This is a genomic window from Actinophytocola sp. (assembly GCF_035942955.1).
Classification (GTDB): domain Bacteria; phylum Actinomycetota; class Actinomycetes; order Mycobacteriales; family Pseudonocardiaceae; genus DASYTH01.
In genome coordinates, this window is record NZ_DASZCQ010000269.1 from 15,177 (window position 1) to 32,187 (window position 17,011).

Consider the following 17,011-nt stretch of genomic DNA (forward strand, 5'->3'; position numbering starts at 1 on the left):
GTCACACGTTAGGTGAGCGCAGTCACCTGACGTGCACAATGGGCGGGTGGTTACCTCCGAGCAGCGCGTGGTCGCGGGGCGGTACCGGCTGCGCCGGCCGCTCGGCCAGGGCTCGATGGGCACGGTGTGGGAGGCGTACGACGAGTTCCTGCACCGGCCGGTCGCGGTCAAGGAGGTGCGGCTGCCACCCGGGATCCCGGCGGCCGAGGCGGACGAGCTGCGCGAGCGGACCCTGCGCGAGGCCCGCGCGATCGCGGTCGTCTCGCACCCCAACGTGATCACCCTGCACGACGTGGCGCGCGAGGACGGCGACCCGTTCGTGGTGATGGAGTACATCCCCGCGCGCAGCCTGGCCGAGCTGATCCGCCAGTTCGGTCCGCTGCAGACGCCGCAGGCTGCGACGATCGGCTACGCGGTCGCGGCCGGGCTGGCCGCCGCGCACCAGGCCGGGATCACCCACCGCGACGTCAAGCCGGGCAACGTGCTGGTCGGCGAGGACGGCCGGGTCAAGCTCACCGACTTCGGCATCGCCCGCAACATGTCCGAGCTCACCATGACCCGCACCGGGATCATGCTCGGCTCGCCCGCCTACATCGCGCCCGAGGTGGCCGCCGGCCGCGAGGTGACGCCGGCCGCGGACCTGTGGGGCCTCGGCGCCACGCTGTTCGCCGCGGTCGAGGGCCGCGCGCCGTACGACCCGGACGCGCCGGTGCTGGAGACGCTGTCCGCGGTGGTGCACGGCGACGTGCCGCGGCCGGAGTCCGCCGGCCCGCTTGCCGAGGTCATCGCGGCGCTGATGGACAAGGACCCGGAGCGGCGCGCCCCGCTGGCCGAGGTCCGGCGAATGCTGCAGCCGTTGCTGCCGCCGTCCGGGACGGCGTTGTTCCCCACGTCGGACGACGAGATTCCGACCAGGGAGGAGCTCAAGCCGGCGGCCGCGCCGGCCGCGGAGCCGGAGCCGCCGGCTTCCGAGCCGGCTCCGCCGCTCGCCGTGGACCCTGGACCGCTGCCGTTCCCGGCGCCCGGCGCGCCGCAGCGGCCCGCCCGCCGCGGCGTGCTGGTCTCGATGCTGGTCGCGCTCCTCGCGCTGGTGCTGTTCGGGCTGTTCGCGGCCGGTGGCTTCGCGCTGGCCAGGGTGATCGGCGGGGCGCCGGTGCTGCCGCCGGCGCGGGTGCCGGCACCGCCGCAGCAGACCCCCACCCCGCTCGGCGAGCTGACCGTCACGGCGGGGGACGCGAGCACGCTGGCCGGCGAGCAGGGCGGCGGCTTCTCGGTGCCGGTGCCGCGGGGCTGGGCGAAGTTCGTCGAGCAGCGGGCGAGCAAGGAGCTGGCGAACAGCACAGTTGTGCGGTTCGTCTCGCCGGACGGCACCCAGCAGCTGACCGTCGAGCGCTTCCCGGCGTTCTACCCCGACCACAAGGTGGCCAGATACCTGAGCATGCTCAAGCGGGCGGCGCCGCGCTACGACGAGGTGTCCACGGAGGAGGTAGGGGTCGGGCCGCGGGGGCCGGAGAAGGCCATCGAGCTGGTGTACAAGACGACCGACGCGCCGGGCCGGGGCAACCGGGTCACCTTCGCCCGCGTGATCCCGGCCGGGATCGACCTGTGGGTGGTGGCCGTGACCGTGCCGATCGAGCAGGAGGACACCGGGCGCACCAAGCTGTTCGACAAGATCGCGCCCGACTTCGCGGTCACGGGTTAGGCTCCCGCGGGTGAGTGAGACCCCTGATCCCCTGGCGGTGGCCGAGGAGGCGGCCCGGGCGCTGGCCGAGCGCACCGGGCAGGACAAGCACGACGTGGCCGTGGTCCTCGGATCCGGCTGGCGATCAGCAGCGCGCGAGATCGGCCCGGCCTCGGTGGAGGTGCCGATGGCCGAGCTGCCCGGGTTCACCGCCCCGACGGCGGTCGGCCACGGCGGCTCGATCCGTTCGATCACCGTCGGCCAGCGCCGGGTGCTGGTGCTGCTCGGCCGCACCCACCTGTACGAGGGCAAGGGGATCACCGCGGTGGCGCACGGCGTGCGCACCGCGGCGGCGGCCGGCTGCGGCACGGTCGTGCTCACCAACGCGGCCGGCTGCCTGCGGCCCGGGGTCGAGGTCGGCCAGCCGGTGCTGATCAGCGACCACCTGAACCTCACCGGAACATCCCCGCTGGTCGGCGCGCATTTCGTGGACCTGACCGACCTGTACTCGGCCCGGCTGCGCGGCGTGGCGCTGCAGATCGACCCGTCGCTGATCGAAGGCGTCTACGCCGGCCTGCCCGGCCCGCACTTCGAGACGCCCGCGGAGATCCGCATGCTGACCACCCTCGGCGCCGACCTCGTCGGCATGTCGACGGTGCTCGAGGCGATCGCGGCCAGGGCGGTCGGCCTTGAGGTGCTCGGCGTGTCCCTGGTGACCAACCTCGCCGCCGGGCTGTCCGGCGCGCCGCTCAACCACGAGGAGGTCCTCGAGGCCGGCCGGCGCGCGGCCACCCGGATGGGCCGCCTGCTGCGCGACCTGGTAGCCAAGGCGTGAGCCTGTCAAGCGAGCTGCGGGACCGGGCGTTCCGGTGGATCGCCGACGATCCCGACCCGGACACCAGGCTGGAGCTGCAGCGGGTCCTCGCGTCGGCGATGGCCGGCGATCCCGCCGCGGTCGACGACCTGACCGACCGGATGACCGGCACGCTCACGTTCGGCACGGCCGGGCTGCGCGGCCCGGTTCGGGCAGGGCCCAACGGCATGAACCGGGCCGTGGTCGTCCGGGCCACCGCCGGGGTCGGGGAATGGTTACGCACCAACGGTCACGGCGGCGGCACCGTGTTCGTCGGGCGGGACGCGCGCCGCGGCTCGGCGCAGTTCGCCGACGCGGCCGCCGAGGTGCTGACCGCGGCCGGGTTCACCGTGCGCACGCTGCCCGGCCCGCTGCCCACCCCGATCACGGCCTTCCTGGTGCGGGCCGACCATGCCGTGGCCGGCATCCAGATCACCGCGTCGCACAATCCGCCCGCGGACAACGGGTACAAGCTCTTCGTCGGCAATGGCGCGCAGATCGCGCCGCCGGACGACCGGATCATCGAGGCGGCGATCCGCGGCGCGCCACCGGCGGTCTCCGTGCCGACGGCGCCGGGCGCGCTCCCGGTGAGCGACGCCGACGTCGACCGCTACCTCGACCGGGTCGCCGGCCTGCCCCGCGGCACCGCAAGGGACCTGCGGATCGTGCTCAGCCCGATGCACGGCGTGGGCGGCGAGACCGCCGTGGAAGCCTTGCGCCGCAGCGGTTTCACCGACGTCCGGGTGGTCGTCGAGCAGGCCGTGCCGGACCCGGACTTTCCCACGGTCACCTTCCCGAACCCCGAGGAGCCCGGCGCGGCCGACCGGCTGCTGGCCCTGGCGTCCGAAGTGGACGCCGACCTGGCCGTCGGGCTCGATCCGGACGCCGACCGGTGCGCCCTCGGTGTCCGGACGCCCGACGGCGCCTGGCGGATGCTGCGCGGCGACGAGACCGGAGTGCTCCTCGGCGCCCACCTGCTGTCCACTGTAGATCGAATCACACACCCGGATCCCTTGGTGGCGACCACGATCGTGTCCTCCTCGATGCTCAAGGAGATCGCGGCCGCACACGGGGCCCGGTACGACGAGACGCTCACCGGCTTCAAGTGGCTGGTCCGCGCCGGCGACGGCAAGGGCACCGGCCTGATCTACGCCTACGAGGAGGCGATCGGCCACTGCGTCGACCCGGACTTCGTGCGGGACAAGGACGGCATCTCCGCGGCCGTGCTCGCCGCGGATCTTGCCGCCACCCTCAAGGCCGCCGGCAAGACCCTTCTGGACGCCCTCGACGAGCTGTCCGTCCACCATGGACTGCACCTGACCGGGCAGATCGCCATCCGGGTCGACGAGCTGCCGCGGATCTCCCGGCTCATGGCCGCTCTGCGCGCCGACCCGCCCGCCGAGCTGGCCGGAACACCGGTCCAGGCCGAGAACCCCGGCCCCGATGTCCTGCGGCTCACGGGCGAAGGCCTGCGGGTCGTCATCCGTCCCTCCGGCACCGAGCCCAAGCTGAAGGCGTACCTGCAGATCGTCGAGGCCGTCGGCGACGCGACCGGCCTCGGCACGGCCAAGACGGCCGCCGCCGAGCGCATGTCGGCGGTGCGCTCGGCGGTGTCGGAGCTCCTCACGCCCTGACTCACCAGGGCAACGGACCGGCCTCGTTGCGGAACTGCCCGGTCGGCCCGTCATCGGGCCCGGTCGCCATGCGCACGGCGACGGCCGCACCCTGGGCCGGGGTGCGCACGCCCTGGTGGTCGTTCATGTCGGTGGCGCAGTAGCCAGGGCAGATCGCGTTGACCTTGATGCCCTCGCCGCGCAGCTCGTTGGCGAACATCACGGTCACCACGTTCAGCGCCGCCTTGGACGCGCTGTAGGCGTAGAACGGGACGGCGGACTGGTCCGAGTTCGGGTCGGAAAGCAGCGCGAGCGACCCGATCTCGCTGGACACGTTCACCACGCGCGACGCGGAAGCCTTGCGCAGCAAGGGAAGCATGGCCCTGGTCACGGTCACCACACCGGTCACGTTGGTGGCGAACATGTCCTGGAAATCCTCGGGTGTGGCGGGCTTGTCGAACCACTCGCGCAGCACCCCCGCGTTGTTCACCAGCACGTCCAGCCGCCCGTGGTCCCGCTCGACCAGCTTGGCCGCCGCCGCCACCGACTCGGCGTCGGTCACGTCGAGCTGGACCGGACGCGCGTCGATCTTCCCGGCGGCCAGCTCCGCCGCCGCGTCCCGGCCCCGCCGCTCGTCCCGCGCCCCGACCAGAACGGTCATCCCGAGCTCGCCGAGCTGCCGGGCGATCTCCTTGCCGATCCCCTTGTTCGCGCCGGTCACCAGCGCGATCTTCGTGTCTGCCATGCGCCCAGGTTGGGCAACCGCCGCTGTGCCGGGCAGAGACGGTCGAACCTGGGATCGGCGATCCCTGCCAGCTGCCGGCCGGGTTTGCCATGCTGGAGCAATGGATCGGGCTGGGCTCGCCGACTTCCTGCGCAGCCGCCGCGACCGGCTGCAACCGACCGACGTCGGCCTCGCTGCTGGCCGGCATCGCCGCACACCGGGGCTGCGGCGGGAGGAGGTCGCGCAGCTCGCCGCGATGTCGGTCGACTACTACACCCGGCTCGAGCAGGCGCGCGGACCGCAGCCGTCCCGCGCCGTGCTGACCGGGATCGCGCGGGCGCTGCGGCTGTCCGACGACGAGCGGGCCTACCTGTTCCACCTCGCCGGCCAGCAGCCCGAACCACCGGCCGGGCCGCCGCAGGACGTGCCCCCGAGCGTCCTGCACCTGCTCGACCGCCTCGACGACACGCCGGCGCTGGTGCTCGACGCCAAGTTCCAGGTCCTGGCCTGGAACCAGCTCGCGGCCGCGCTGATCACCGACTTCTCGGCCGAACCGCCCAGGGAGCGCAACCTCCTCCGGCGGCGGTTCCTCGCCCCGCCCGGCAGCGCCTGCCGGCGCTACGACGACGAGGAGACCATCCGGTTCGGGCAGGAGGTGGCCGCGGATCTGCGGGCGGCGCTCGCCCGCTATCCCGACGATCCGGGCATCCGGGAACTGCTGGACGAGCTGCTGGCGGGCAGCCCCGAGTTCGCCCAGATGTGGGCGGCGCACGAGGTCCGGGTCCAACGCACCATGTGCAAGACCGTCAACCACCCGGTCGTCGGGCCGATCGACCTGCAGAGCCAGATGCTGCTGATCCCCGACCGCGACCAGCGGGTCGTCCTCTACACGGCCGTCCCCGGCACCAGCTCGCACGAGGCCCTGCAGCTACTGAAGGTGATCGGCACCCAGGACCTGACCTCGGCCGAGCGCTACGCTCACTGAGCGTGGCCCGTTTGCTGATCGTGCACCACACGCCGTCGCCGGCGCTGCAGGCGATGTTCGAGGCGGCGCTCTCCGGAGCCACGACCGAGGAGATCACCGGGGTGGAGGTGGTGCGGCGGCCGGCGTTGACGGCGAGCCCGGTGGACGTGCTGGAGGCCGACGGGTACCTGCTCGGCACCCCGGCGAACATCGGCTACATGTCTGGCGCGCTCAAGGTCTTCTTCGACACCGTGTACTACCCGTGCCTGGACGCCACCAGGGGCCGGCCGTACGGGTTGTACGTGCACGGCAACGAGGGGACCGAGGGTGCGGTCCGGGCGGTGGAGAGCATCGCGAAGGGGATGGGTTGGACACCGGCCGCCGCGACCGTGACCGTGCTGGGCCAGCCGAGCAAGGAGGATCTGGAGTCCTGCTGGGAGCTGGGGGCCACGGTCGCGGCCGGCCTCATGTCGTAGGGCTCACCGCCCGAGCGCCCGCATGCTGGACTCGGCGTAGCGGGTCCCGTGCACGGCGTCCGCCGGGGCCGCCTTCTCGATCGCGGCGAGGTCGTCGTCGGACAGCGCCAACCCAACGGCCGCGACGTTCTCCTCGAGATAGCGGATCCGCTTGGTGCCGGGGATCGGCACGACGTCGTCGCCCCGCGCCTGAACCCAGGCCAGCGCGAGCTGCCCGGCGGTCACCCCTCGCCGGGACGCCACGTCCCGCAAGGCATCCACGATCGCCAGGTTGCGCTCCAGGTTGCCGGCGGCGAACCGGGGCTGGCCCCACGAGCGGAAGTCCCCGTCCTCCAGGTCGGCGGCCGAGGTGATCCGTCCGGTGAGGAAACCGCGGCCGAGCGGCGAGTACGCGACGATCCCGATGCCGAGCTCGCGGCACGCCGGCACCACCGACTCCTCGATGTCGCGGCTCCACAGCGACCATTCGCTCTGCACGGCGGCGATCGGGTGGACGGCGTGCGCGCGGCGGATGGTCTCCGCACCCGCCTCGGACAGCCCGAGATGGCGCACCTTCCCGGCGGCCACCAACTCGGCCATCGCGCCCACGGTCTCCTCGATCGGGACCTTCTCGTCGACCCGATGCTGGTAGTACAGGTCGATGTGGTCCACGCCGAGCCGGCGCAACGACGCGTCACACGCCTGCCGGACGTACTCGGCGTCCCCGCGGATGCCCTGGAACTCGCCGTTCGGACCGCGCACGTTGCCGAACTTGGTGGCCAGCACGACCCCGTCGCGGCGGTCGCGGATGGCCCGCCCGACCAGCTCCTCGTTGCGCCCGACGCCGTACATGTCCGCGGTGTCCAGCAGGGTCACGCCCAGCTCCAGCGCGCGATGGATGGTCGCGATCGACTCGGTCTCGTCGGTCGCGCCGTAGAACTCGCTCATTCCCATGCAGCCAAGGCCCTGCGCGCTGACCTCGAGCGCGCCGAGCCGGCGAATCGGCAGGTTCATGCGGTGGCCTCCTGGAGCGGGGCCGACGCCGCGGCCAGATCCCGCTCGCACTGCTCGTAGTGGCTGATCTTGTAGTTGAGAACCTCGAGGCACGCCTGCAGGTCGGCGATGCGGGCGAGCACGTCCTTGCGGTGCTCGACCAGGATCTGCCGGCGCTGACTCGCGGTGGCCAGCCCCTGGTGGCGCAGCTTGGCGTACTCGCGCATCAGCCGGATCGGCATGCCGGTAGTGCGCAGCTTGGTGAGAAACTCCAGCCAGGCGAGGTCTTCCTCGGAGTAGGCCCGGCGGCCGCCTGAGTCCCTGGCCGGCGGGTCGATGAGCTCGATGCGTTCGTAATATCTCAGGGTGTCGATCGACAGCCCGCTCAGATGGGCCGCCTCGGCGATCGCGTAAGTCACGACATCGACCGTAGAAGCTGGAGCGCACTCCAGGTCAAATTACATATCGGATTCCTTCGGCAGCCCCCACGCCTCCAGGTGCTCGGCCATCTTCGGCACGTCGACGTTTCCGCGGCCGACCTCGCGGACGATCTCCAGCGCGTCGTCCTCGTCGGCGTCGATCCACCAGCCGTTGAGGTCGCACATGGTGACGGCGGCGACCCAGCCCAGCCGCCAGTTGCCCTCGACGAGCGGGCGGGTGCGCACGATCGAGTCGAGCAGCGCGGCGGCCTTGAGCCACAGGGTGTCGTAGGCCTCGACACCCAGCACCGTGGCCCGCGGCCGGTGCGCCGCGGAGTCGAGCAGTCCGAGATCACGTACTACCAGGTCACCACCGGTGACGGCGGCCGCCAGCACCAGGAGGTCGCTGGCGTCCAGGTAGGCGATCACTCAGAGATCATGCCGTACCGAGTTTCTCGAGCATTCCCCGGTAGCGCGGCAGCACGCGACCGAGGATCTCGTTGAGCTGTTGCTCCTTGTGCAGCTTTGCCCAGCGGTCGGCCAGCGCGAGCCGCACCACCTCGTGCTTGGAGCGACCCTCGGCGGCGGCGAGCTCGTTGAGCCGCTCGTTCTCCTCGTGGGTCAGTCGAAGGGTCATGGCCATGTGTTCAACACCAACCTGGGAAGCGATCCGACAGGACCGATGATACCTCGGTGGTAGCAACTTGAAACATACTCTTGTAACGGCGTTCTCAAACTGCCGAGCGGTAACCTTCTTCCTGTGCCTCGGCCGAGAACCCACGACGACGCGCTGCGCGTTCGCCTCCTCGACCGGGCCGGGATCCTGCTGTCCGCGGAGGGCACCGGCGCGCTGAGCCTGCGCCGCCTCGCCGCCGACGTCGGCACCTCCACGACGGCGGTGTACTCACTGTTCGGCGGCAAGCCGGGGTTGGTCAAGGAGCTGTTCATCGAGGCGTTCCAACGGTTCGGCGCGCACCTGCTCGCCGTGCCGCGCACCGACGACCCCGCCGAGGACCTGATCCAGCTCGGCCTGGCCTACCGGCGCAGCGCGCTCGCCGACCCGCACCTGTACCCGGTCATGTTCGCCAACATCGTGCCGGGGTTCGAGCCGGACGAGCAGGTCAGCCGGGAGGCGATGATCGCGCTGACCCCGCTCATCGAGGTGGTCCAGGACGGGATCAAGGAAGGCGTGTTCGTCGAGGTCCCCACCAACCTCGTCGTCATGTCCTGCTGGGGCATCGCGCACGGCATGGTTTCCTTGGAGCTCAACGGATACGCACCCGAGGAGCTCGACGTCGACGCCGCCTACGAGCGGGCCCTGCGCGCGAACCTCACCGGCTGGCGAACAACGATCTAGCGCGCACTTCGAAATCGTCGCTGGAGCCGTCGCTGGAAGTGTCGCTGGGGTCGACCAATCTTTGGCGAGGGCGGCCGCCACACGACGACAAGGGCAGGGGCGAGGAACGAGCCCCTGCCTGCAGGCGTCGTCAACCACCACAACACGTAACCACCCACCCCGGCCCGCAACCCACCAGCCAACCCGACCCAAGGCCGGCGCCGAAGGCGACCGGCGGCCTTGCCCGAGCTAGAAAACACAGCCCGAGCTAGAAAACGCAGCTAGACCGCCCCGTACTGCCGGTCCCCCGCGTCGCCCAGCCCCGGCACGATGTAGCCGGAGTCGTTGAGCCGCTCGTCCACGCTGGCCGTGACCAATCGCACGGGCAGTCCCGACTCGGACAGGCGCTTGATCCCCTCCGGCGCGGCCAGCGCGCATACCGCGGTCACATCCGTGGCGCCCCGGTCGGTCAGCAGCCGGATCGTGTACTCCATCGACCCACCCGTGGCCAGCATCGGGTCGAGCACGAAGACCGGACGGTGCGAGAGGTTCTCCGGCAACGATTCCATGTACGGCGTCGGCTGCAGCGTCTCCTCGTCACGGGCCAGCCCGACGAACCCCATCTTGGCGTCCGGGATCAGCTTGTGCGCCTGGTCGGCCATGCCGAGACCGGCCCGCAGCACCGGGACCAGCAGCGGCGGGTTGGCCAGCCAGTACCCGTCGGCGCGCGCCACCGGGGTGTGGATGCGCTCGGTGCGCACCGGGGCGTCGCGCATGGCCTCGTAGATCAGCATCACGGTCAGCTCGTGCAGCGCGGCGCGGAACGTCGCGCTGTCCGTCCTGGCGTCGCGCATGACCGTCAGTCGAGCCTTGGCCAGCGGATGATCGACCGTGAGCACATCCATGGACCGACACGCTAGCGGTCCCGGACGTCGCCGGTGTACCACTGGCCCATGGTCGACCCACGGACCGGCGCCGCCCTGTACCGGGACATGCGGCGACGCATGATCGCCGTCGCCCGGCGGCTGACCGCGGACCAGTTGTGCGCCAACGTGCCGGCGTGTCCCCAGTGGACGGTTCGGGACCTCCTGGCCCATCTCGCCGGGTCCACTGCGGACATCGTCAACGACCGCATCGACGGCGCGCCCGGCGAGGAGTGGACCGCCGCGCAGGTCGCCGCGCGGGCCGGTCGCAGCGTGGCCGAGCTGCTCGACGAGTGGGCCGAGGTCGGGCAACGGTGGGAGGAGATCGCGCTGCGGGCCGAGCATCCGAGCTTCCTGGTGCGCAACCCGTACCTGGACACCGGCGTGCACGAGGCCGACCTGTACGGCGCGCTCGGCCTGCCCCGCCCGCCGGCCGAGGCGTCGCTGGCCATCGCCGACTGCACGGTGCCGAGGGTGGCCGAGGACTTCGACGACCTCGGCCAATTCATGATCTACACGCCGGATCGCGAGTACCGGCTTGGCATCGGCGACGTCGAGGGGTCGGTCCGGGTGGGCACCTACGAGCTGAGCCGCGCGGTGTACGGGCGGCGCAGCCGCGCGCAGATCGAGGCGTGGGACTGGACGGGAAAACCGAACGGGTTCACCGAGCGGATCGCGGTGCTGCCGCAGACCGACCGAGATCTGATCGACTGAGCCGACCTGACACAATGGGACGTCATGCCCCGTGAGCTCAACGCCACCGCCGCGTCCCTGCTCGGCCTGCTGCACCAGGGTCCGATGACCGGCTGGGATCTGGTGGCCACCGCCCAGGAGCGGATCGGCAACTTCTGGACGCTGACCCAGAGCCAGGTCTACCGGGAGCTGGCCAGGATGACCGAGACCGGCCTGGTGACGGTCGGCGAGCCGGGCCCGCGCGACCGCAAGCCGTACACGATCACACCGGCCGGCCGGGCCGCGTTCGCCGAGTGGATCAACGGGGATCCGGCGCGCGAGCAGCTGCGGGTGCCGCTGCTGCTGACCATCCAGTTCGCCGGCCACCTCGCGCCGGGCCGGCTGCGCGAGATCATCGAGACCGAGCGCGCGCGACACGCCGAGCGGCTCGCCGGCTACCGCACGCACGAGAAGCTGCTCGCCGGCGCGCCCGGCCAGGCTCAGCGGCTCGCCACACTACGCTTCGGCATCCGCCATGAGCAGGCCGTACTCGACTGGTTCGACGAGCTTCCGGCGGTGCTCGGCCTCCCCCAGGATGCCGGGAGTCACCGGTTAGAGTGACGCTCTCCCGACCTGGAGTGCCCGATGCCCGACGCCAGACCCATGGCCTCACCGGTGTTCGTGGACCCCACCGGACGCCGGCGCCGAACCGTACGATTAGCCGCCGTGATCGGCGCCGGCACGCTCTTCGCGGTCGGCGCGCTGCTGGTCGCCGCGCTGCTCGGCGTCCCGATCGCTCCTACCGCATCGTTGCCCGAGCCGGCCCCGGCCGCACCCCCGGTGAAGCCGCAGCCGGGACCCGGCGCCGAGCGCGGCGATCCGGCATCCACCAGCCAGACGCCCGGCCGCCGCGCGCGGGACGACCGCCCGGCGGACGCGACCCCGGTCACCACCACCCCCACGCCGACCACCACGACCCCGACCTCCGCCAAGGGCAAGCCGGAAGCTCCACCCGGCCGGCCCACCGACCTCCCGACCCCGCCCGGCCACACCCGCTAGCTCGTGGCAAGACACTTCCGGACCCCGCCGCCGCGCGCCCACTGGCTGCTGCTGGCCACGCTGCTCGGCGCGATCGCCGGGCTGCTCGCGCTCAACTCGCTGCTCGCCGGCGGGCTGGGCGCGGAGGGCGCGCGCGCCCCGGGACCGGCCGCGAAGGTCCCGGCGGCGGTGCGCACCGGCGGCCCGATCATCGATCCGCGCCGGGACCCGCCGGCCACGCTGCGCCCGCCGGACCGGACGATCGCGCTCACCTTCGACGACGGCCCGGATCCACAGTGGACACCGGCGATTCTGGACGTGCTTGCGCGGCACGACGTGCACGCCACGTTCTTCGTCACGGGGGCGCACGCGGCCGAGCATCCCGGCCTGGTCGAGCGGATCCTGGCCGCGGGGCACGAGGTCGGCCACCACACCGCCACGCACACCGACCTGAGCACGGCCGGCCCGCTGCGCACCTGGCTCGAGCTGCGCTCGACCGACCTCGTGCTGGCCTACGCGGCCGGGGTGAGCACCTCGCTGATCCGGCCGCCCTACTCGGCCACCCCGGACGCCGTCGACGACGCGGCTTGGGCGGCGGCCCAACGCCTCGGCGACTCCGGCCGGCTCGTCGTGCTGTCCAATGTGGACTCCACGGACTGGCGGCGGCCCGGCGTCGACGAGATCATCGCCCGCAGCACCCCGCCGGACGACCTCGGCGCCGTGCTGCTCATGCACGACGGGGGCGGCGACCGCGCGCAAACCGTTGCCGCGCTGGACAAGCTCCTCCCGACGCTGAAGGCCGATGGCTGGCGGATCGGCACGGTCACCGGCACGGTCGGCGCCCGCGGCACCCAGGGCGAGTCGAGCGCGCTCGAGTGGCTCGGCGGCGCCCTGCTGGTCGGCGCCATCCAACTGGCCGAGGCCACCGCGGACACGCTGCAGGTCCTGCTGATCGTGGCGACCGGCCTTGCCGCGCTGCGCACCCTGCTGGTGCTGATCACGGCCTGGGTGCACGTCCGGCGGACCCGGCGCTCGCCGCGCCCGTCCGTGCGGGCTCCGGTCACGGTGATCGTGCCGGCGTACAACGAGGCCGCCGGCATCGAGGCCACCGTGCGGTCGATCCTGGCCTCGCGCCACCCGGTCGAGGTGATCGTGGTCGACGACGGCTCGACCGACCGCACCGCCAGGATCGTCGCTTCCCTTCGTTTACCCAGGGTTCGACTCATCCGGCAGGCCAACGCCGGCAAGGCCGCCGCCCTCAACACGGGCCTGGCCGCCGCCCGCACCAACCTCGTGATGATGGTCGACGGCGACACCGTGCTGGAGCCGCACACGGTCGGCCGCCTTGCCGCGCACTTCACCGACCCGGCGGTCGGCGCGGTGTCCGGCAACGCCAAGGTGGCCAACCGCCGCGGTCTGCTGGGCCGGTGGCAGCACATCGAGTACGTGATCGGTTTCAACCTGGACCGCCGGATGTACGACGTGCTCGGCTGCATGCCCACGGTTCCCGGCGCGGTGGGCGCCTTCCGCCGCTCAGCCGTGCTCGCGGTCGGCGGCGTCGGCGGCGACACCCTCGCCGAGGACACCGACCTGACTATGGCTCTGGAACGCGCCGGCTGGCGGGTCACCTACGAGGAACGCGCCGTCGCCTGGACCGAGGCCCCCGCCACCCTCGGCCAGCTGTGGAAGCAGCGCTACCGCTGGTGCTACGGCACCCTGCAGGCGGTCTGGAAGCACCGCCGCGCCGTGCTCGAGCGCGGCCCCGCCGGGCACCTCGGCCGGCGCGGCCTGCCCTACCTCCTCCTCTTCCAGGTCGCCCTTCCGGTCCTCGCCCCCGTCGTCGACGTCGCCGCGGTCTACGCCCTGCTCACCGGTAACAGCGTCGCCACCACCCTCACCTGGCTCGCTTTCCTTGTCCTGCAAGCCATCCCCGGCATCGTCGCGTTCCGCCTCGACGGCGAGCGCCTGGGCCCGCTGCTCGCCCTCCCCCTGCAACAGCTCGTCTACCGCCAACTCATGTACCTCGTCGTCGTCCAATCCCTCGCCACCGCGCTCTCGGGCGTCCGCCTCCCCTGGCAAAAACTCGAACGCCACGGCACCGCGGTTGCGCACCGGGCTTAACCAACCCCTACGGGGTTACGGGCTCGACGAAGCAACCCTCGTGGTGGAGCGGCCGCAGTGGAACCCGCCGCCCTACCAGAAGGAATGGGAGGAGATCCGGAACCGGCCCAGCACCCGGGAGATCAAGGTGATCTACCGGCTCAACACCATGCCGCCGGGCATTCCCACCTGGTTCATCGCCCGGTCGCACCGCTTCAGCACGAAGACCCACTGGCGAACCGGTGCGCTGCTCGCACACCCCGACGGCCAGCATCTGGCGCTGGTGCGCGCGGACCGGCATCGCAGCGTGGTGGAACTGGCCGTGCGCGGGCCGACCCCGGCCGGGTTCTTCCTGGTGCTCGACGACGGGCTCAACCTGACGCTGGAACGCTTTCCCGGGCTCGACATCACCCGCCAGGTCCCGTGCCCGTGCCAGGACGCGTGCCCGGAGCTGTTCGACTACGAGAACTTGCGCGCGCGCCTGGCCCGCACGCCGCCGCGCGACCAGATCGAGTGCCACAACTCCGGGGAGCTCGTCTCCGTCCCGCAGCTCCTGTTCGGGCTCACACCGTCCGAACGGGACGCCACCCGGATGAGCATCGACCAGATCGCCACAGACATCGCCCGGCTCGGGGAGAAGCTGGACGACCAGAGCGAGTACCTGCAGCGGATGTTCCTCAAGGTCCAGCACCACCTGCAGGTCCAGCAGGAGACCCGGTGCCCGAGCGTGTTCGCCGTTGTGCCGGCCGGCCGCCGCCGGCTGGCCGGCTCGGCATACGAGCTCCACCTGTACTGCGAGGAACCCGGCGCCTGGCATCGCCTCCCGGAACCGCAGGGCGTCTACCCGATCACCCAGCCCGCCGAGTGGTTCCGCAAACTGGGGCCGTACCTGCAAAATCTGATCAAGGTGCTCAAGCACGCCGCCCCGCTCGCCGGCCCGGTGCTCGGCGTGGCGATCGGCACGCTCGACGCGCAGCTCAAGGCCGACTGCGACCTGATGAAGGAACTGGCCAACCAGCTTCCGAGCCAGCTCCGCCACAAGGACGAGCTGCGCGACGCCGAACCCGCACCCGCGGCACACGCCGTGACCGACGCCGACTTCCGCGCCCTCGAAGCGATGCTCACCAAGCTCGACCCGGACCGCGCCTGGGGCGGCCTGTCTCGAACCACGACCCCGGAAGGTCTCACCCTCTACCTCTGTGACCATCACCTGGCCCAGTACCGGCAACCCGGCCAGCTTGAGCGTAACGAGTTCGGCCCGCCATCGACTGTGAGAATATGACGGATCCTCACGAGCAACGCACCTCACCCAAACGTCCACAAGAGACAGTTGACACGCGGAGCCCGAAACGCCAGCCGAAGCCGTTCGTGCCGACCCGCGTCCAGCCGGCCAAGCCGCTGGTCATCTTCTGCCACGGTGAACGGCTGAGCCACACCGAAATCCCGTTCAAGAAGACGCACATCCCGGTCGGGTTCTTCGCCGCGATCGGCCACGGCATCTCCTCGTGGGCTTCCTTCGACATCTTCCACGGCTCGCAAACCCCGGCCGAGTGGCCCGACTACCTACCCGACCTGCGGCTGACGCCGCTGACCCCGACCGAACGCAAGGTGTCGAACCGCCTGCAGCCGGCCACATACCCGCACCCGATCCAGTACCTGGACAAGGAGATGCACCTGGGCAACCTGATCGACGAGAATGCGACGACATTCACCGAGATCTGGCTGCTGTGCTGCACGATGACCGTTCCGGGCCTGGTCAACCAGATCGACACCGGCATCCTGGGCATCAAGATGGATGTCCCGCACAACCTGTCGATGGTCGGGGAGAAGGAGGCCGGCGAGGCGTTGCGCGATCTGGTCGCCAAGCGCAAGAAGTCGGAGGCGGCGGCGTTCCTGAGCGGGTTGGGCGGCGTCTATGTGCGCTACTACACGCTCCGGGAGCCCGGTCCCGCGATCGTCGCCGAATGGCAGATCTCCCTGCTTCCTCCCGTCACCGACGACCCGGCGAGCTGGCTGGAAACCGTCGACATCGCTTATGACACCGAAACGATCGCCTACCTGATGAAACCGCCACCGGACCTGCCCGACCTCGGGGCGGACTTCCGGAAACGGGTGCAGGTGATGTGGGCCAGCCTAGACGGGTGGCCGAAGTGCGTGCCGACCGTGAAGCGGATCCGGGACGAGAAGGCCAAGTCCATGGCGAACCTGTGGCGGTTCTGCGCGCGACACCCGAGCGTGCAGCGGTTCGAGCAGAAGGTGGCCAGGCTGGACGACCGGGGGAAGGCCTGGGACCCGGGAAATCTGGATACCTGGGAGGCGTACCTGACGGAATACGCGGCCGCCGTGGTGGCCGAACCGGAGGCCGTGCCGTTGGTCGTCGACCATGCCGGGTTCGTCGGGGCGATGACCCACTACGCGAAGGGGTGGATTGACTTCACCGCCGTGTGGAAGGCGATCAAGGGCGATCCGGCGGTCAAGTCCGTGGTGACGCTGCTGCGTGCCGAGTCGGTCAAGGACGCCGGGCTCGCCGAGAAGATCAAGCAAGCCGAGGCCTGACACCCGGTCCGGTCAGGGTTTGTGCGCCAGGACTCCGAACATCGTGACGGAGAAGTGGAAGTCGCCGCGGCTGGCGCCGGCGCGGAGGTCGGCGACCAGGTTGTCGCGCTCCGGTTCGGTGATGACGCCTTCGGCGAGGGCGAGGTCGGTGGACATCGTCATGATGGTGTCGATGGCGCGCGCGTCCTGGATGAGCGCCTGGGAGCCGAGGTCGTCGACCACCAGGCCGGCGGCGGTGAGCTGGCCGGTCAGGCGGCGGCCGGACAGCGGGTTGGGAAAGCGGCTGAGCCAGAACCGGTGCAGGCGCTCGAGGACCTCCGGGTCGCCGGGATGGATGATCGCGGTCGCCCAGTCGGTGTCGATCAGCGCGACCCGGCCGCCGGAACGCAGCACCCTGGCGATCTCGATGGCCGCCCGCTCCGGGTGGTCGAGGTGCTGCCACACCCGCTCGCACCGGGCCACGTCCACGCTGGCGTCGGGGAACGGCAGGGCGTAGGCGTCGCCGTCGACGAAGGTCGCGGCCGAGCCGGCCTCGGTGGCCCGCCGGGCCGCCTCGGCGCGCAGGCCGGCGTTCGGCTCGACGCCGATCGCCTCGCCGCCCGGCAGGACCGCCGCCGCCAGCGCCTGCAGCTCGTCGCCTGTGCCGGAGCCGATGTCGGCGGCCCGCTCGCCGGGGCCCCCGCC

General features: G+C 71.6%; 19 protein-coding genes. 12 read left to right on the top strand and 7 right to left on the bottom strand.

Translation table 11 applies throughout. The features are described 5' to 3' along the window. Positions 1–46: 46 nt before the first annotated feature. The 3 genes from VGX25_RS27310 to VGX25_RS27320 are packed head-to-tail and all read left to right on the top strand — an operon-like array spanning position 47 to position 4,168. Positions 47–1,702 (top strand): serine/threonine-protein kinase, encoded by a 1,656-nt coding sequence (locus tag VGX25_RS27310; protein WP_326920776.1) that lies wholly within the window; start codon positions 47–49, stop codon positions 1,700–1,702. A gap of 10 nt (positions 1,703–1,712) precedes the next feature. Further along, a complete protein-coding gene (locus tag VGX25_RS27315; RefSeq protein ID WP_326920777.1) occupies positions 1,713–2,516 on the top strand; it encodes a purine-nucleoside phosphorylase in 804 nt (267 codons plus the stop codon). Next, positions 2,513–4,168, top strand: a complete 1,656-nt coding sequence (locus VGX25_RS27320) for a phospho-sugar mutase (protein WP_326920778.1) — start codon at positions 2,513–2,515, stop codon at positions 4,166–4,168. Before VGX25_RS27315 ends, VGX25_RS27320 begins: the two co-directional genes overlap by 4 nt. Before the next feature lies 1 nt (position 4,169). Here VGX25_RS27320 and VGX25_RS27325 read toward each other — a convergent pair whose 3' ends face one another. Next, positions 4,170–4,892 (bottom strand): SDR family oxidoreductase, encoded by a 723-nt coding sequence (locus VGX25_RS27325; RefSeq protein WP_326920779.1) that lies wholly within the window; start codon positions 4,890–4,892, stop codon positions 4,170–4,172. A gap of 100 nt (positions 4,893–4,992) precedes the next feature. Here VGX25_RS27325 and VGX25_RS27330 point away from each other — a divergent pair, with 100 nt between their 5' ends. After that, the gene (locus VGX25_RS27330) at positions 4,993–5,856 is read left to right on the top strand and encodes a helix-turn-helix transcriptional regulator (protein WP_326920780.1); all 864 of its coding nucleotides are present in this window, start codon (positions 4,993–4,995) and stop codon (positions 5,854–5,856) included. Between the two features lie 2 nt (positions 5,857–5,858). Then, a complete protein-coding gene (locus tag VGX25_RS27335) occupies positions 5,859–6,311 on the top strand; it encodes a flavodoxin family protein (RefSeq protein ID WP_326920781.1) in 453 nt (150 codons plus the stop codon). Between the two features lie 3 nt (positions 6,312–6,314). Here VGX25_RS27335 and VGX25_RS27340 read toward each other — a convergent pair whose 3' ends face one another. Genes VGX25_RS27340 through VGX25_RS27355 form a run of 4 tightly spaced genes read right to left on the bottom strand, consistent with a single transcriptional unit; the run spans position 6,315 to position 8,339 of the window. Next, positions 6,315–7,304 (bottom strand): aldo/keto reductase, encoded by a 990-nt coding sequence (locus VGX25_RS27340; RefSeq protein WP_326920782.1) that lies wholly within the window; start codon positions 7,302–7,304, stop codon positions 6,315–6,317. After that, positions 7,301–7,702 (bottom strand): MerR family transcriptional regulator, encoded by a 402-nt coding sequence (locus VGX25_RS27345; RefSeq protein ID WP_326920783.1) that lies wholly within the window; start codon positions 7,700–7,702, stop codon positions 7,301–7,303. Before VGX25_RS27345 ends, VGX25_RS27340 begins: the two co-directional genes overlap by 4 nt. Before the next feature lie 39 nt (positions 7,703–7,741). Further along, on the bottom strand, positions 7,742–8,131 hold the full coding sequence (locus VGX25_RS27350) for a type II toxin-antitoxin system death-on-curing family toxin (protein WP_326920784.1): 390 nt from the start codon (positions 8,129–8,131) through the stop codon (positions 7,742–7,744). 7 nt (positions 8,132–8,138) lie between these two features. Continuing rightward, entirely contained in the window at positions 8,139–8,339 is a 201-nt protein-coding gene (locus VGX25_RS27355; protein ID WP_326920785.1) for a CopG family transcriptional regulator, read from the bottom strand. A gap of 123 nt (positions 8,340–8,462) precedes the next feature. On the opposite strand from VGX25_RS27355, the gene VGX25_RS27360 reads away from it, so the two are divergent. Beyond that, positions 8,463–9,059 (top strand): TetR/AcrR family transcriptional regulator, encoded by a 597-nt coding sequence (locus VGX25_RS27360; protein ID WP_326920786.1) that lies wholly within the window; start codon positions 8,463–8,465, stop codon positions 9,057–9,059. A 260-nt stretch (positions 9,060–9,319) separates the two neighbouring features. Here VGX25_RS27360 and upp read toward each other — a convergent pair whose 3' ends face one another. Next, positions 9,320–9,943, bottom strand: a complete 624-nt coding sequence (upp, locus tag VGX25_RS27365; protein WP_326920787.1) for a uracil phosphoribosyltransferase — start codon at positions 9,941–9,943, stop codon at positions 9,320–9,322. A 48-nt stretch (positions 9,944–9,991) separates the two neighbouring features. On the opposite strand from upp, the gene VGX25_RS27370 reads away from it, so the two are divergent. The 6 genes from VGX25_RS27370 (at position 9,992) to VGX25_RS27395 (ending at position 16,327) form a co-directional block, all read left to right on the top strand. After that, the gene (locus VGX25_RS27370) at positions 9,992–10,675 is read left to right on the top strand and encodes a maleylpyruvate isomerase family mycothiol-dependent enzyme (RefSeq protein ID WP_326920788.1); all 684 of its coding nucleotides are present in this window, start codon (positions 9,992–9,994) and stop codon (positions 10,673–10,675) included. A 24-nt stretch (positions 10,676–10,699) separates the two neighbouring features. After that, entirely contained in the window at positions 10,700–11,254 is a 555-nt protein-coding gene (locus VGX25_RS27375) for a PadR family transcriptional regulator (protein ID WP_326920789.1), read from the top strand. A 24-nt stretch (positions 11,255–11,278) separates the two neighbouring features. Beyond that, positions 11,279–11,692, top strand: a complete 414-nt coding sequence (locus VGX25_RS27380) for a hypothetical protein (protein ID WP_326920790.1) — start codon at positions 11,279–11,281, stop codon at positions 11,690–11,692. Positions 11,693–11,695: 3 nt separating this feature from the next. Then, entirely contained in the window at positions 11,696–13,792 is a 2,097-nt protein-coding gene (locus VGX25_RS27385) for a bifunctional polysaccharide deacetylase/glycosyltransferase family 2 protein (protein ID WP_326920791.1), read from the top strand. Positions 13,793–13,832: 40 nt separating this feature from the next. Next, on the top strand, positions 13,833–15,053 hold the full coding sequence (locus VGX25_RS27390) for a hypothetical protein (RefSeq protein ID WP_326920792.1): 1,221 nt from the start codon (positions 13,833–13,835) through the stop codon (positions 15,051–15,053). 86 nt (positions 15,054–15,139) lie between these two features. Next, positions 15,140–16,327, top strand: a complete 1,188-nt coding sequence (locus VGX25_RS27395) for a hypothetical protein (RefSeq protein ID WP_326920793.1) — start codon at positions 15,140–15,142, stop codon at positions 16,325–16,327. 12 nt (positions 16,328–16,339) lie between these two features. On the opposite strand, the gene VGX25_RS27400 is transcribed toward VGX25_RS27395, so the two are convergent. Then, positions 16,340–17,011, bottom strand: a 672-nt coding sequence (locus VGX25_RS27400; RefSeq protein ID WP_326920794.1) for a methyltransferase domain-containing protein, incomplete at its 5' end; no start/stop codon positions are given.